This is a genomic window from Helicobacteraceae bacterium (genome assembly GCA_031258155.1).
Taxonomy (GTDB): Bacteria; Campylobacterota; Campylobacteria; order Campylobacterales; family SZUA-545; genus JAIRNH01.
Window position 1 is genome coordinate 1 of the sequence record JAIRNH010000024.1, and the last position, 13,836, is coordinate 13,836.

At 51.5% G+C, this 13,836-nt stretch carries 15 protein-coding genes and 1 tRNA gene; 8 read left to right on the forward strand and 8 right to left on the reverse strand.

The window, feature by feature from the left end; genetic code table 11:
* The 4 genes from LBF86_03560 to LBF86_03575 all read left to right on the forward strand — a co-directional run.
* Positions 1-159: flagellin B (locus LBF86_03560; GenBank protein MDR0664580.1), on the forward strand; the 159-nt coding region annotated here is incomplete at its 5' end.
* A 172-nt stretch (positions 160-331) separates the two neighbouring features.
* Complete coding sequence (locus tag LBF86_03565; GenBank protein ID MDR0664581.1) at positions 332-1,288, forward strand: NAD(P)-binding domain-containing protein; 957 nt, start codon at positions 332-334, stop codon at positions 1,286-1,288.
* Positions 1,285-2,529, forward strand: a complete 1,245-nt coding sequence (locus LBF86_03570) for a glycosyltransferase (protein ID MDR0664582.1) — start codon at positions 1,285-1,287, stop codon at positions 2,527-2,529. Before LBF86_03565 ends, LBF86_03570 begins: the two co-directional genes overlap by 4 nt.
* 119 nt (positions 2,530-2,648) lie before the next feature.
* Entirely contained in the window at positions 2,649-3,416 is a 768-nt protein-coding gene (locus LBF86_03575) for an SDR family oxidoreductase (GenBank protein MDR0664583.1), read from the forward strand.
* Between the two features lie 277 nt (positions 3,417-3,693).
* Here LBF86_03575 and LBF86_03580 read toward each other — a convergent pair.
* Positions 3,694-3,769, reverse strand: a tRNA-Arg gene (locus LBF86_03580).
* Positions 3,770-3,888: 119 nt separating this feature from the next.
* Between LBF86_03580 and LBF86_03585 the strand changes: the two genes are divergently transcribed.
* From LBF86_03585 to LBF86_03595, 3 genes are all read left to right on the forward strand, one after another.
* Positions 3,889-4,782, forward strand: coding sequence for a phosphatidylglycerol lysyltransferase domain-containing protein (locus tag LBF86_03585; GenBank protein ID MDR0664584.1), 894 nt, complete (start codon positions 3,889-3,891; stop codon positions 4,780-4,782).
* Positions 4,783-4,900: 118 nt separating this feature from the next.
* Positions 4,901-5,746 carry a class 1 fructose-bisphosphatase gene (locus LBF86_03590; protein MDR0664585.1) on the forward strand — a complete coding sequence of 282 codons (846 nt, stop codon included), beginning with the start codon at positions 4,901-4,903 and terminating at the stop codon, positions 5,744-5,746.
* Positions 5,736-5,960: a hypothetical protein gene (locus LBF86_03595; protein ID MDR0664586.1), complete on the forward strand. Its 225-nt coding sequence runs from the start codon at positions 5,736-5,738 to the stop codon at positions 5,958-5,960. The genes LBF86_03590 and LBF86_03595 overlap by 11 nt, the downstream gene beginning before the upstream one ends.
* Before the next feature lie 74 nt (positions 5,961-6,034).
* On the opposite strand, the gene LBF86_03600 is transcribed toward LBF86_03595, so the two are convergent.
* From LBF86_03600 to LBF86_03630, 7 genes are read right to left on the reverse strand one after another with little or no spacing between them, the layout of a single operon-like run.
* A complete protein-coding gene (locus LBF86_03600) occupies positions 6,035-6,601 on the reverse strand; it encodes a class II aldolase and adducin N-terminal domain-containing protein (protein MDR0664587.1) in 567 nt (188 codons plus the stop codon).
* Complete coding sequence (locus LBF86_03605) at positions 6,602-7,720, reverse strand: FAD-dependent oxidoreductase (protein MDR0664588.1); 1,119 nt, start codon at positions 7,718-7,720, stop codon at positions 6,602-6,604.
* The gene (gene mtaB, locus LBF86_03610; protein ID MDR0664589.1) at positions 7,707-8,942 is read right to left on the reverse strand and encodes a tRNA (N(6)-L-threonylcarbamoyladenosine(37)-C(2))-methylthiotransferase MtaB; all 1,236 of its coding nucleotides are present in this window, start codon (positions 8,940-8,942) and stop codon (positions 7,707-7,709) included. Before mtaB ends, LBF86_03605 begins: the two co-directional genes overlap by 14 nt.
* Positions 8,939-10,534 (reverse strand): arginine--tRNA ligase, encoded by a 1,596-nt coding sequence (argS, locus tag LBF86_03615; protein ID MDR0664590.1) that lies wholly within the window; start codon positions 10,532-10,534, stop codon positions 8,939-8,941. The genes mtaB and argS overlap by 4 nt, the downstream gene beginning before the upstream one ends.
* A 3-nt stretch (positions 10,535-10,537) precedes the next feature.
* Entirely contained in the window at positions 10,538-10,756 is a 219-nt protein-coding gene (locus LBF86_03620; GenBank protein ID MDR0664591.1) for a twin-arginine translocase TatA/TatE family subunit, read from the reverse strand.
* The gene (gene gmk, locus LBF86_03625; protein MDR0664592.1) at positions 10,756-11,376 is read right to left on the reverse strand and encodes a guanylate kinase; all 621 of its coding nucleotides are present in this window, start codon (positions 11,374-11,376) and stop codon (positions 10,756-10,758) included. Before gmk ends, LBF86_03620 begins: the two co-directional genes overlap by 1 nt.
* Entirely contained in the window at positions 11,377-12,852 is a 1,476-nt protein-coding gene (locus tag LBF86_03630) for a hypothetical protein (protein MDR0664593.1), read from the reverse strand.
* A gap of 85 nt (positions 12,853-12,937) precedes the next feature.
* Between LBF86_03630 and LBF86_03635 the strand changes: the two genes are divergently transcribed.
* Positions 12,938-13,480, forward strand: a complete 543-nt coding sequence (locus LBF86_03635; protein MDR0664594.1) for a phospholipase D-like domain-containing protein — start codon at positions 12,938-12,940, stop codon at positions 13,478-13,480.
* Positions 13,481-13,836 lie beyond the last annotated feature (356 nt).

Genomic DNA, 13,836 nt, shown 5'->3' on the forward strand with positions numbered 1-13,836 from the left:
CAAGTAAACGTAAAAGCCGCCGAAAGCGGAATAAGAGACGTAGATTTTGGATCGGAAAGCTCTAACTTCAGCAAACAGAGCATTCTAATTCAAAGCGGAAGCTACGCGTTAAGCCAAGCTAACGCCGTTCAACAAAACGTCCTAAGACTACTCCAGTAGTCCGTTAACGGCGCTAGGCGATACTAGCGCCGTTAAATCCTCCGTTTTGATAGATAAAATAATCGCGTTCGCCAATCTTTCCGTCGCTTAGACGACAAATTATAAAATACGCTTTACGGTATATGGCGACGGCTTTGTCCCCCAAGCAAATTGAACGAAAAGAGTAAAACTTGTGAACAAACTATATGATTTAGCGGTGATCGGCGGCGGTCCGGCTGGGATTGCGAGCGCCGTCGAGGCGAACGTTCTGGGAATAAAAAACATCGTGTTGTTTGAAAAAGGCGCAAACCACTCCACCACGATCCGCGCTTTCTACAAAGACAATAAGCGCGTCGATAAGGATTGGAAGGGGCAAAAGGTGATTTTAGAGGGCAACGTGCATTTTATGGACGGCACGAAAGAAAGCACGCTGGAGCTTTTCGACGCGCTGATCGTCGCGCATAGAATCGACGCCCGCTTTAATACGGAAATATCCGCCGTTATACCGAACGAGCCGTTTGAGATTCGCACGGCGGCAAACGAGGTTTTCAAGGCGCGCAACGCGATTATCGCGATCGGGTATATGAGCAGACCCAACAAGCCCGATTACGCGCTGCCCGCCGCGCTTAAAGAGAGAATACATTTCAATTTGGACGCTTTTAGCTCCGACGAAACGGTTCTGGTGGTGGGCGGCGGCAACAGCGCCGCGGAATACGCCCACTATTTGAGCGACCAAAACGCGGTTACGCTGACATACCGTCGCGATAGATTCACGCGGCTTAACCCGATCAACGAAGGCATTATTACGCATCGCGCCAATATTGGTCAGATTCGCTTAAAACTAGGCGTGGATATTGTCGGCGTCGTTGACGAGGGCGGAAAGCCGCGCGTCAATTACTCGAATAACGAGAGCGAAATATACGATCGGATCGTCTATGCGTTGGGCGGTATGTTGCCGCTGGATTTTCTAAAAAACTGCAAGATCGAGGTTGATAAAAACGGCATCGCGAAATACGACGAGTTCTACCAGACGACTATGCCTAGATTATACGTCGCCGGGGATATTATCGCCAAGATTGGAGGCTCTATCTCCGCGTCGCTAAATCACGCCTATAAAATAGTCAATCATATCAAAGAGCGCGAGGCATGACGGCGCCGCGCTCTTCGCTTAGACCAAATACGCGATCAGAGATCGAAGCGTTTGGCGGCGCGGATATTATCGCGGGTATTCCGAGCTTTAGTTGCGAGCGAACAATCGAATACACCCTTTCTTGCGTCGCGCGCGGACTCGAGAAATACTACGCCGACAAAAAAGCGCTTATATTGGTCAGCGACGGCGGCAGCACGGACGATACGCGAGAGATCGCGCTAAGCGCCGAAACGGGCGAAATAGCGAAGATTGTCGCTATTTATCGCGGCGTGGCGGGAAAAGGCTCGGCGTTCAAACAGATATTAGAAGCCGCCGATCTGCTAAACGCCAAAGCGATCGCTATCTTTGAAAGCGATCACAAGTCGATCGCGCCCGAATGGACGCGCAACATTATAAATCCCGTTATCAACGACGGTTACGATTTCGTGGCGCCCGCGTATAAACGCTATAAGTTCGACGCGACTATTACCGGAACTATCGCCTATAATCTCACCCGCTCGATTTACGGGGCGAATATACGGCAGCCAATCGGGGGCGATTGGGGGCTAAGCCTGCCTTTCGCGCGGTTTTTGTTGTCGCGGGACGCGTGGGAAAAGGACGCGGCAAAATATGGCGTGGATATTTGGATGACCACCCGCGCTTTGGTCTATAACTTCAAAGTGGCGCAGGCGAGGCTCGGCGTGAAAGAGCGCAGAAACAAAGACCCCAACGATCTAAGCGCGATGTTCTACCAAGTGGTCGGAACGCTTTTTTCGCTTATGACGACGGATTACGAGTATTGGATCAACATCGATAAAACGCGCGATATTGAACTGCTCGGCGAGTATGCGGGGGTGGAACCGTCGCCTTTTTCGGTGGATAAAGAGGCGCTGATCGACTACTTTAAAAACGGATTTGCCACCTTTGGCGCGCTGTGGCGCGAACTGCTAGGCGAAAAGGCGTATTTGGCGCTAGAAAAACTCGCGGCGCGGCGCGAAAACGAGCCTTTCAGGCTGCCGATCGACGTTTGGGTGAAGATCGTCTATCGTTACGCCTACAACTACGGCAGGCAGGAGCGGCAACGAAATAAGCTGTTAAGCACGCTGATTCCGATCTATAACGCCCGCGTCGCCTCGCTGATCGACGCGCTGAGCGACGCGGATATAGACGCAAGCGCCTATTTCGAGGAGCAGGCGCGGGCGTTCGAGGAAGCCAAACCCGATTTGATAGCTATGTGGAACGGTCAAAATAGCGGCGTTTAAGCGCGATCGCGATCAGGCGGCGTAATTTTTCGGTCAATATCCAATAAGCGCTTCTACTTTAAAATACGAGTTCAAAAATTCGCGTCGGCGAATTAACTACACCACACAAGGGGAGAGAAATGAGCAATTTATTTGATCTATCCGGTAAGACGGCTCTGGTTACGGGAGCGTCTTCGGGATTAGGCGTGGAGTTTGCAAAAGCCCTCGCTAGACAGGGGGCGAATATCGCTATCTTGGCAAGAAGGGTAGAAAAACTAGAGGAGGCGAAAAAGATCATAGAAGACTTGGGCGCGCGTTGTTTCGCTATCAAGTGCGACGTGCTGGTGCAGGACGATATTAAAGCCGCCGTCGCCAAAATAAAAGAGCATTACGGTCGCATCGATATTCTGGTAAATAACGCGGGCGCCGCGCGATCAAACCCCGCCGAACTTCAATCCGACGACGATTGGAACGCCGTTATCAACACCAACCTGAACAGCGTCTATTTTGTCGCCAGAGAGACGGGCAAAATTATGATCGAACAAAGATACGGCAAGGTGATCAATCTTGGTTCTATCCATAGCAACGTCGCTATGGCGACCAGCCACCTTAACGCTTATTGCGCGTCGAAAGGAGGCGTTTTGATGCTCACGAAAGCGCTGGCGGTGGAATGGGCAAAATACAACATTACCGTCAACGCTATCGCTCCCGCCTATTTTCCTTCGGAGATGACGGGCGCCGTTATGAGCAATCCGGAATTTGAGAAGATCGTAAAAACTTACTGCCCTATGGGACGAACGGGCAGATCGGGCGAACTAGACGGAGCGGTAGTTTATTTTGCCTCCGACGCTTCAAGTTACGTCACCGGTCAGATTCTGTCTATCGACGGGGGCTGGACGGCTATTTAGCGTTAAGAGGCGCTTTGCGCTTGAACGCGAAAGTTTCCGCGCCCAGATCGGCGCTCTAGCTTCGCGTCGGACGGCGGCGGCTTGCGGCGCAAAACGCCCGCGAACGCCGCCGATAAAAGCGATTTTAGAAAGCTACAAAGCCGCGTTGTGATTGATCGCGTTTAGATTTTTAAGCGCTCTAAATAATGCGAGTAGGAGAATTAAGCGGCGCGGGAGGAACGCGAACGCCGGCTTCTTGCAATCAAGCGCGCCGCGCAACTGTATCGGCTTATAAATCTGGCGCGCCCGAAGGGATTCGAACCCCCAGCCTTCGGCGCCGGAAACCGACGCTCTATCCGTTGAGCTACGGGCGCATAAAAACGCAATTTTAGCGAGGTAATCTTTTGTCGAGCATAACGAAAGAGCGGTTGCAAAGCAAAACGGGCGGCAAATCGTTATCGGTGTAAAATAACCGTTTTTTTTTGGAGGATTGATGGAGTTTTCGCCGATAAGTTTTGAGTGGCAGGCGGTTTTGAACGACGCGCTCGCCGAGCAAACGCTTGAAACGGCGGACGCGACCTTTGTAAATCTCTGGCTCTGGCGCTTCGAGCGAAAAATCGAGCTTGCGAGCGAAGACGATTTTATTTTTATCAAGCAAACCTGTCATACCTGCGACGGCAAAGAGCAGGCGCCCTACTTTCTTTTTCCGATCGGGCGCGGCGATCTGCGAAAAGCGATTGAAGCGTTAAGGCGTTACTGCGCCAAAAATGGGATCGCTATGAAGCTGCGCGCCGTAACAAAAGCGCAAAAAGCCGAGCTTGAGAACGCCTGTCCAAACGCTTTTACCTATGTTTATGATCGCGATCGCAGCGACTATCTTTACGATTGCGCGGCTCTGATTAACTTAAACGGGCGCGACTATCACTCGAAAAAAAACTTTATCAATCGTTTCGCGACCTTTTACGGGATTCGCTACGAGCGCCTGAACGAAAGCAACCTTCAAGAGACGATCGCGTTTATAAACGCGTGGTTTGATCGCGCTCCTTATGCCGCCGAGTTTGAAAAAAAAGGGATTATCTCCCTGCTGGAGGAGTATCGGCGTTTTCCATGCACATACGGCATTTTACGCGCCGAAGGGTGGATCGCGGCTTTTACGATCGGCGAGTCGCTAAACGCGGACGCGGCGGTAATCCACGTGGAAAAAGCCGACGGAACGAACTATCAGGGCAGCTATCAGACCATCAACAAAACGCACCTTGAAAACGAATACGCCGATAAGCGGTTTGTGAACCGCGAGGAGGATTTAGGGCTGGAAGGTCTGCGCAAGGCGAAACTCTCTTATCATCCGATCGCGCTTGTCGATAAGTTTGACGCGGACGCTAAATAAAACCGCCGCTTTTGAAACGCGCGGTTACGTTTGGGCGATAGAGCCGATCAAAAAAAGTGTAAAATAAGAGATTGGCGCGCCTAACGGAACGGATCGACGGGAAAACGAAAGGAATTTTATGAAAGAGGTATTCGAGGGGATAGCCAAAGCGGCGACGCGAATCGCGGACGCTTTAGCGCACGACGATACGAGCTATTCCGACAACAAAAACTCTACGGGCGACGTGCAGCTAAAACTAGACATTAGAAGCGATTATATTGTAGAAGAAGAGTTAAGCCGTATTCCAACCATTCGCGCCCTTGCCAGCGAGGAAAAAGAGCATGTCGAGCCAATCAGATCAGGCGGGCAGTATCTGGTGGGCTACGATCCGCTAGACGGCAGTTCGCTCGCCGACGTGGATCTCTCCTTAGGCTCGATTTTTGGCGTATATGAAAACAGCTTTATGGGAGTCAATTTAGTGGCGGCGGCGTATATCGTATATGGTCCGCGCCTTGAAATGGTAACGGCGTATAAACGCAACGTGGAGTTATGGCGGCAAGATAGCGGCGGCGAGTTCAAGTTTGTTCAGGTTTTGCGGCTTAGAGATCGCGGCAAACTTGTCTCCCCGGGCGGAACGCAACAATTTTGGTATCCGCACCACAAGGAGCTGATCGAATCTCTGTTCGCGGAAGGTTATAGGCTTCGCTATTCGGGAGGTATGGTTCCCGATCTGCATCAGATTTTAATTAAAGGCGGCGGGCTGTTTAGCTATCCGGGGACGACGGACAAAACAAAGGGCAAAATCCGCCTTGTTTTTGAGTCTATGCCGTTTGCCAAAGTCTTTGAAATGGCGGGCGGATTGGCGCTAAACGACAAAGGGGAGCGGCTGCTTTTAAGCGAACCCAACGGACATCACGACACGGCGCCGTGTTTTTTTGGCTCCCGAAACGAAATACAAAAAGCGATGCAAGCGTATGGAAACTAACGCGCAAACGTTTAGCGCGAGCGAAATCCCGTTTGACGAGTTTGAAACGAAACGCGAAGAAAGGCGCGAGGCGTTATATGGTTGCCAACAAGAGCGCGGATTAACAAGCTGTTTTATCTGCGATCGGCTTTTTGATTGCAAAACGCGAAGCGACTACATCGACGCCGTTTACGCCTCGATGAACAAGGGCAAGGCGGGCGGCTTCGAGTTCTAGCCGCTCGCGCCGAACGCGATTTCGCGCGATAGCTTTACGGGCGCGAACGTTTGCCCGATACTCTTTGCGCGGCGTTAGATGTTGGCGTATATCAACACTTTACAGCTATTTTCAATGATTGCGATCTTTTTCGCTAGATCGTTGATCTCCCTCGCGTGCGCGTAAACGCCGTAACTGCGAATAACCAAAACGTCCGAGTCGCGCTCGATCATAGCGCGCGGTATCTCTACGTCGGCGCGCTCGTACCAATCTTCGGATTTTTTGGGGTCGTATATCTTGATATTGGGATAAAGCCGTTTGCCAAAATAATCGCGCGGGACGATATAGTCGTTATCGAGCGAATACGCCGTCGTAAAGGGCGGCATAGCGTATGCGACAAATTTCGCGTCGGGGATATTTTGGTAGATCGAGGAGTGAATCTCGCTGTCTAAGCTAGCCTCTTTCCAGCGGTAATCGCGGCTATGGCGTAAGAGCGTAAAATCCTCCTCGTCCATCGCGTCGAATATCGCCTCTCTTTTGTTGATAATAAACTTGTCCAGCTCTACCCGCGCCGAGATCGAGCCGTGAAATACGCCGAAGATGTTCTGACGAAACAACGAGAGCGAAACGCGGCGCAATTTATATATGACGGACTCTTCCATCTAACTCTCCAATCTTTCAAATCGTTTCAGCGCGTCGTAAGCGTCGGCGCTTCTTCTAAAAGTTCGCAAAATAAAACGCGACGGCTCTAGCGAAGCGTCCGCTTTGGCGCCGCTTACGATCGTTTCGGCTAACGTTAGCGCCGTGTATGGCGCGGTTACGAAACCTCTCGCGCCGTGCGCGCCGAAAAAATACAGGTTAGGATAATACGAAAACGCTTCCGTAGGCGTTCGCCTGCCGCTCGGTATATCGGGAAAATCGCTCAGCGTCTTGTGCGCGTCGGGGAGCAAGCCCGCGATCGGCAGATAATCCGAGCTTGCGGGGCGCATACCGCCTAGTATGTCCAAAATCCGCGCCTCTTGTATTTCGGGGAGCGCTTTCGTCGCCTCGCGCAGGAGAAACTCCGCCGCCGCCTCGTCTATGCGCCATTCGCTCGCGCCGCGTTTGTGCGTCGCGCCGATCGCCGCCGAGCCGTCCGAAAAACTAGCCGAGATCGCAATATCGCCCATATAGTTTAGCGCGATCGGTTTAACGGGTCTGACGCGCAAACGCTCGCCCCATACGCCGCGCGTTTTCAGCCACCAGTCGGGCAAAATCGAAGGATAAGCGCCGGTCGAGACGATAAGAATCGGCGCGCTATGTTCGCCGACAATCCATTCGCCGTTGTTATAGCGGGGGCGATCAGCCTTCAGCCCTTGAAACACAACGCTTTTTTCTAGCAATCTGACGCATAGTTTTACCGCGTCGATCGCGCCCGCGTTAGGGAAAAATACCGCGTTGTCGCGCCGCTCGTATGGAATGTTGGCAAACGCCGCGTCGTCGAAAAGGCGCTCGATCGACTCTAAGGATTTTGGGAAGCGAAGAGCGCCTTTTTTCACAAGCAGATCGCCCGCGATCCTTTCGTAAAACGCGAGCGAAAAATCGAGCGCCCTATTTACGAAATCCACAAGAAAACCTCTGCCCGCCATCGGCGAAAGAAAAGCGCCAGCCGCGCCGCTTGCGCCGCGGGCAATTTCGCCCGCCTCTATCGCGCCTACTTTCACGCCGCGATCGGTAAGCGCGTAGGCGATCGACGATCCCGCGATTCCGGCTCCTATAACGAGCGCGTCAAATTTCGCCAATTACCGCTCCGTTTTCGTCGATCGAGTAGCGATCTATTATCGCCCAACCGCTAAGATCGCGATTAGTTTTAATAAACACTCTCGTAAAAAACTGATCCAATCCAGAGTTATTTTTTTCGATCAAAACCGATAGCGGCGCTCTGTTTCGCGCGTAAAAATCGCGCCGTTTTCGCGCGATAATCTCGGCGATTTGCTTTCGCCTTTGATCGACAAGGGCGCCGCTAACGGTATTTTTCATTTTCGCCGCCGCCGTTCCTTCGCGCGGGCTAAAGGGAAAAATATGAATATGCGTTAGCGGCAACAGATTAAGATTGCCGATCGCCTCGTTAAAAATCTCGTCGCTTTCGTTTGGAAATCCGACGATAAAATCAGAGCCGATCGCGTAGCCTAGATTAGCGATTTTTTCAAGCAAAATCCGATCGCTTTCAACGCGGTTTCTGCGGTTCATAGCTATTAACGCGCGATCGCTGGTATGTTGCAGAGCTATATGCAGATGTTTAGCCATAAACGGCGCGGCGCATATATCTAGCAGCCGCTCGTCGATCTGAATCGGTTCTATGCTGCCTAAACGCACGCGGCGAACGCCCGCTATGTTGCCTATTTTTTCTATTAGATCGGCGATATTTTCGCCGCGATCGCGCCCGTAGCCGCCCGTATTTGTGCCGGTTAAAACAAACTCCTCAAAACCGCCGCCGACAAGCCTTTTTACCTGCTCTAAAATTACCGCTTCGGGCAGGCTTCTAGCTCTGCCTCTTACCTGCGGGATTACGCAGTAAGAGCAGTCAAAATCGCACCCCTCTTGGATTTTGATAAACGCTTTTGTTTTGCCGTCGAAACGATCGATAATAGTATCGTCGATATGCGTTAGATCGCCTATTTGCTCAAAGGGCGAACGGGCGTTCAGAAAGCCGCCGACGTTTGCTTTTTCGGAATGCCCGAACACCCCGTCGATCGCGCGGAGATCAAGAAGTTTTTTGCCCAAGCTAGACGCGCCGCAACCGGTGAAAAGCAGTTTAGCTTTTGGATGTTCGCGCCGCATTCGTCTGACAAAAGCTCTAACGGACGAATCGGCGGAGTTTGTAACGCTGCAGGAATTAACTACGATCGCGTCCGCGTCCGCTTCGCTTGGCGCGACGCGCCACTCGTTTAAGTTCGCGATCATAACCTGCGTGTCGTAAAAATTGGAGCGGCAACCGAAAGTTTTGAAATAGACGTTTTTCACATTCTTGTTTTGGCGTTTATGCCAAGCAGGCTTAAACCTATTCTAATCGAGAGCGCGACCGTAGATAGAATCTTTGCGTAAGCCGCTTCGTTTTCGGAGTCTATCACCCTGTTGTCGAAATAAAACTTATGCGTTTTGACGGAGAGTTTATAGAGATAGTCGGTTAGCAGGTGCGGCTGGCGCGTTTGAAAGCTCTCCTTAATCGTTTCAGGCAGTTGCAACGCGCTAAAGATCAACTCTTTTGCGTCGGCTTGCAGATTAGTTAGTTTCGCCTCTATAAAACTCTTAGGTTCTTTGCCTAGTTTTTCAAAGAGCGAACAGATTCTCGCGTGCGCGTAATTTACATAGTAGATCGGGTTTGAGCTATCCTCTTTTTTAAGTAAGTTAATATCAAACTCTAAATGCGTGTCGGCGCGTTTAGTAAGAAAAATAAATCGAAGCGCGTCGTAGCCGACCTCTTCGCCAATCTCTTCCATAGTTACGAAATTGCCCGATCGCTTGCTCATCTTATACGGCTCGCCGTCTTTAAGAAGCGCCACCATCTGCGAAAGCGCCACCTCTAATTTGCTTGAGTCAAAGCCAAGAAAATCGATCGACGCTTTTACGCGCTGAATATAACCGTGATGATCCGCGCCCCATATATTGATATAGCGATCAAACCCGCGCAAAAACTTATCCTCGTGATATACTATATCGCCCGCTAGGTAGGTCGGCGCGCCGTTTTCGCGCACCACCACGCGATCTTTGCCGTCGCCTTTTTTAGAGGAGGCGAGCCATATTTTATTATCGTTATCCGCGTATAGCGCGCCGTTTTCTTTTAATCGGTTATAGGTTTGATTCCAGCGATCGTATAGCGATCTTTCGCTAACAAACCTGTCGAAAACTATTTCGGCTTCGCCAAGCGTTTTTTTGATCCACTCCATCATACGATCTTTTGACCAGTCGCTTAGCGCGCTTAGATCGCCGCCCTCTTTGAAAATCCGATCGCCAAAATGTTCGCGCGCCTTTTTCGCAAGCTCCAAAATATATTCGCCCTGATAGCATTCGGCGGGAAAATCTATCCGCTCGCCAAGAAGCTCGCGCCGCCCTCGGTAATAAACCGATCGCCCTAATAGCTCCACCTGATTGCCAGCGTCGTTAATATAGTATTCGCTCTCGATCGCATATCCTAGACGCCGCCCCAATCTAAGCAGAGCGTCGCCGTAAAACGCGCCGCGCGCGTGTCCTATATGCAAAGGTCCCGTCGGATTGGCGCTAACAAACTCTAACAGTATCTTTTCGCCGCCTTTTAACTCCGCTCCAAAACTATCGCCGAGCTTTAGCGCCGCGATCGTTCGAGCGTCCAAAAATTGATCGCTAAGTTTGAAATTAACAAAACCGCCTACGGCTTTAACCTCGCTAAAAAAATCGTCGTTCGCGAGCTTCGCGGCGATCTCAAGCGCGATCGCGTTCGGCGATTTGCGCTCGGCTTTTGCCAAGTTAAAGGCGATTGGCGTCGCGAAATGTCCAAACGACGGCTCTTTTGGCGTGGTCAGCAAAACGTTCGCAACGCCTAATTGATCGGCGACGAAGCGCGAGATCGACTCTTTCACGTTTTAGGCGACTTTGTCGGTTTCGGTATTAGCCGTTTTGGTTGGTTCTTTGTTCGCCTCTATCGTCTTGTTTTCGGTCGCCTCGTCCTCTTTGATCGCGTTTTTGAAATTTTTGATTCCGCTTCCTAAACCCTTCGCCAACTCCGGTATCTTTTTCGCGCCAAAAAGCAACAGCACAATCAGCAGTATCACGACCCATTCGGTCATACCCGGCATACCCATTAAAACTCCTTTGTTTCTTGCCAATCTGAAATAAGTTGGCGCAATGATACCTTGCGGCTCTTTATGCGGGAAGCCAGCGCGATTCCCTTTAGCGTTTCAAGACTCTGCTCAAAGCGATCGTTGATCAGCAGATAGTCGTAGCGATCGATCTGTTTCATCTCGTCCAAAGCGTTGATTAGCCGCCTTTCGATTGTCTTTTCGTCGTCCGTTCCGCGCTTGATTAGCCGCTCTTTTAACGCCGCTATGTTCGGCGTGGTAACAAAAACGCTTGTCGTTTCGTTTGGAAATAGCCTTGCGATCTCCGCCTGCCCCTGCACGTCTATATCAAAAACGACGGTTTTGCCTAGCCCAAGCGCCTCCTCCACCCATCGTTTGCTCGTGCCGTAATAGTTGCCATGCACGTTCGCCCACTCCAAAAAATCCCCGCGTTCTACCCCGCGCTCAAAAGCCGTTTTGTCGATAAAAAAGTAGTCTTTGCCCTCCGCTTCGCCCTCTCTAGGGGCGCGGGTGGTGGCGGAGATCGACAGACAGGCGAACTCGCGCTCCTCGCATAGCTTTTTGCACAGCGAGCTTTTGCCCGATCCGCTAGGTCCCGAAACGACCAAAAGCGATCCGCTCATCTACTTTTTCTTAGGAAAAGAGATGTTGATCGTTAGCTGCATTCCGTCTAGCAGCTCGCGCAAACTATCGGACGGCAACGCGGACAATATGTTCCCCAGCGCTTTTTTGGGCGCGTCGTCCCCGCCTTTCGTCTCGTCGATACCGACGGTTTGCTCGCCAAAACTGATTGTCGCCGTTTTGTCTAGTTTCTCAAAATCGTCGCCTATGTCCAAATCCTCCGCGCTTAGATCAAACGCGCTCGTTTTTTCATCGTCTAACGGCTCCGGCGGCTCCTCTCCAAGCGCGCGCGCCACTTCTGGTTCGTCGAGCGTAAAAAACTCGTCGTCCGCTTCGATTTGCGAAACGATCTCTTCGGGCGGCGCTTCGTCGAAACTTATCTTAAACTCGTCGTTTTGCTCAATCTTCGGTTCTCGCGGCGTTTTCGCGAATTCGCCAAAGACTATTTTCGGTTTTTCAACCTCGCGCGTCTCCGGCTCGTTTAGATCGGCGCCGATATCCTCTTGCGGCAAGGTTTCTTTGGCGGACGGCGTTTTTTCTCTAAATCTAAGATCGTCGTTATCGTCTTTGCGTAGGTCGGCTAGATCCTCTTCGTCCAACAACGCGCCGTTTTCGCCCAAATCCAACTCCAAATCGCCCTCTTTGGATAACGTATTTTCCAGATCCCCTAGCGCTTCGTCCGACAATTCGTCGGTCTGCGGCGCAAGCTCTTTGCTCGCGGGCTCGTCGATCTCGTTTAATAGCTCTTTTACCTCTTTCACGTCCTCTTTGTCCAGCACCGCCGTTTTAGCGTCCGAAGCGCCCTCCTGAGCGGCGCTTGCCTCTTGCGAAAGGTCTCCTATATCGTCAAAATTCATATCAAATTCAACCGCGTCGGCGGCGGCTGAACTCTCTTGCGGCGTTTGCGTTTCAGCGTCGTCAATCTGATCGATCGACGCGGGAACGTCAAATTCGGGCAACTCTTCCAAATCGAAACTCTCCGTCGCGCCGAAATTGTCGCTTGTCGGCGCGGAACTTGTCGGCTGATCCGACAAAGCCTCCTTTGCGCCGCTAAGATCGATTGCGTCGTCTAGCGTTATCTCGCCGCCGTTATCGTCGAACGGCGCCAAGTCGTCCACCGACGGAAGCTCGTCCGGTAGCTCCTCGCCAACGTCCGCGGCTTCGCTTTCGCCGCGCGTTGAAAACTCGTCGATCAGCTCGGTAGGCAAAAACGGCTTTTCGATATAGAGATCGTAGCCCTCCGCGCGTTGACCGTTTTTGGGATACAAAAATCCGAGTTTGGCGTTTGGATATTTCTCGCGCAAGCTCGCGACGCTCGCGCCGCCTAAACTATCGTTATCAACCAACACCCACGCGTAGTCTCCCGATACGGCGTCGGTCGCGATCGTAGCCGCCAACAACTCCAACCCGATTCGTTGCGCGCTGAGGCGCACGAGCTTTTCTACCGTGGCGTTTTCATTTATGAGCAATATTTTCATCTTCTCTCCAGATACGCGATTTGACTAAAGAATTAAAACCATTGTATAGTATGCGCGCTTGTTATTTCTTTATTTTAGGTTTGTTATGCGTCCGACGTTGGTTTTGGCTTTAGTTCTATCCGCGCTTATAGCCGATCGTTACTTCTACGTCGCGCCCAAGGAAGGCGCGCGCGCCGAAGCGGCGATTGTCTCCCAAATCGGCAAAGCCGAAAACGAGATTATAATCGCGATGTATTCCTTTACCAACGGATCCATCGCCAACGCGCTCAAAGCGGCGGCAAAACGCGGCGTAGCGGTAACGATAGTAATAGACGAAAAAAATCTGCGCGGCAATCTCAAAGATTCCAAAGCGGGCGAACTTGCCAAACTGCGTAACGTCGAGGTTAAAATCGCTAGCGGCAATAAAGCCAAAAACGGCGATTATTACGGCATTATGCACTTGAAGGTCGGCGTGCTCGACGAAAAAATCAGCGTTTACGGATCGGCGAACTGGACAAACTCGGCGTTCAATGTAAATCACGAAATTATCTTTATCGACGACGATCCAAAACTAGCCAAAGAGATAAAAGGCTACCTAGAACCGATCGTAAAAAACGCGAAAGCGTATCGGAACTTCGCCGCCAAATAAAACCAAACTATAAGTTAGGCTGATCGCCGCCGCCACGATAGCCGTTCGGCGTTCTTTCGCCGTCTCGGCGCGGAGGTTATTAAAGAAAGCTCGGCGCGATCTTTCGCGCTTGCCGCCCGCCAAATAGCTTTATCGCAAAAAAGTAGCGTTTTATACGACGCTAAAGCCGCTTTCTTTACGCCGTCCGGCGTTCTTCGCAACTTTAAGCCGATCGCGCCCCGCCTTCCGTCATTTCCGCGAAAACGGTTATCTATCTAGATACGTCGAGGGTATAAAAAGACGGATGTCCGCCTTCCTCCGCGCCTATATTTGCAAGCGAGCGAACGCTTTCGTAGTAACGACGGGGGGGGGGGGGG

Excerpts from the sequence above, each read along its gene's own strand:
- LBF86_03570 (MDR0664582.1), top strand. The coding sequence starts at position 1,285 with ATGACGGCGCCGCGCTCTTCGCTTAGACCAAATACGCGATCAGAGATC.
- LBF86_03575 (MDR0664583.1), top strand. The coding sequence starts at position 2,649 with ATGAGCAATTTATTTGATCTATCCGGTAAGACGGCTCTGGTTACGGGA.
- LBF86_03585 (MDR0664584.1), top strand. The coding sequence starts at position 3,889 with ATGGAGTTTTCGCCGATAAGTTTTGAGTGGCAGGCGGTTTTGAACGAC.
- LBF86_03590 (MDR0664585.1), top strand. The coding sequence starts at position 4,901 with ATGAAAGAGGTATTCGAGGGGATAGCCAAAGCGGCGACGCGAATCGCG.
- LBF86_03595 (MDR0664586.1), top strand. The coding sequence starts at position 5,736 with ATGGAAACTAACGCGCAAACGTTTAGCGCGAGCGAAATCCCGTTTGAC.
- LBF86_03600 (MDR0664587.1), bottom strand. The coding sequence starts at position 6,601 with ATGGAAGAGTCCGTCATATATAAATTGCGCCGCGTTTCGCTCTCGTTG.
- LBF86_03620 (MDR0664591.1), bottom strand. The coding sequence starts at position 10,756 with ATGGGTATGCCGGGTATGACCGAATGGGTCGTGATACTGCTGATTGTG.
- gmk (MDR0664592.1), bottom strand. The coding sequence starts at position 11,376 with ATGAGCGGATCGCTTTTGGTCGTTTCGGGACCTAGCGGATCGGGCAAA.
- LBF86_03630 (MDR0664593.1), bottom strand. The coding sequence starts at position 12,852 with ATGAAAATATTGCTCATAAATGAAAACGCCACGGTAGAAAAGCTCGTG.
- LBF86_03635 (MDR0664594.1), top strand. The coding sequence starts at position 12,938 with ATGCGTCCGACGTTGGTTTTGGCTTTAGTTCTATCCGCGCTTATAGCC.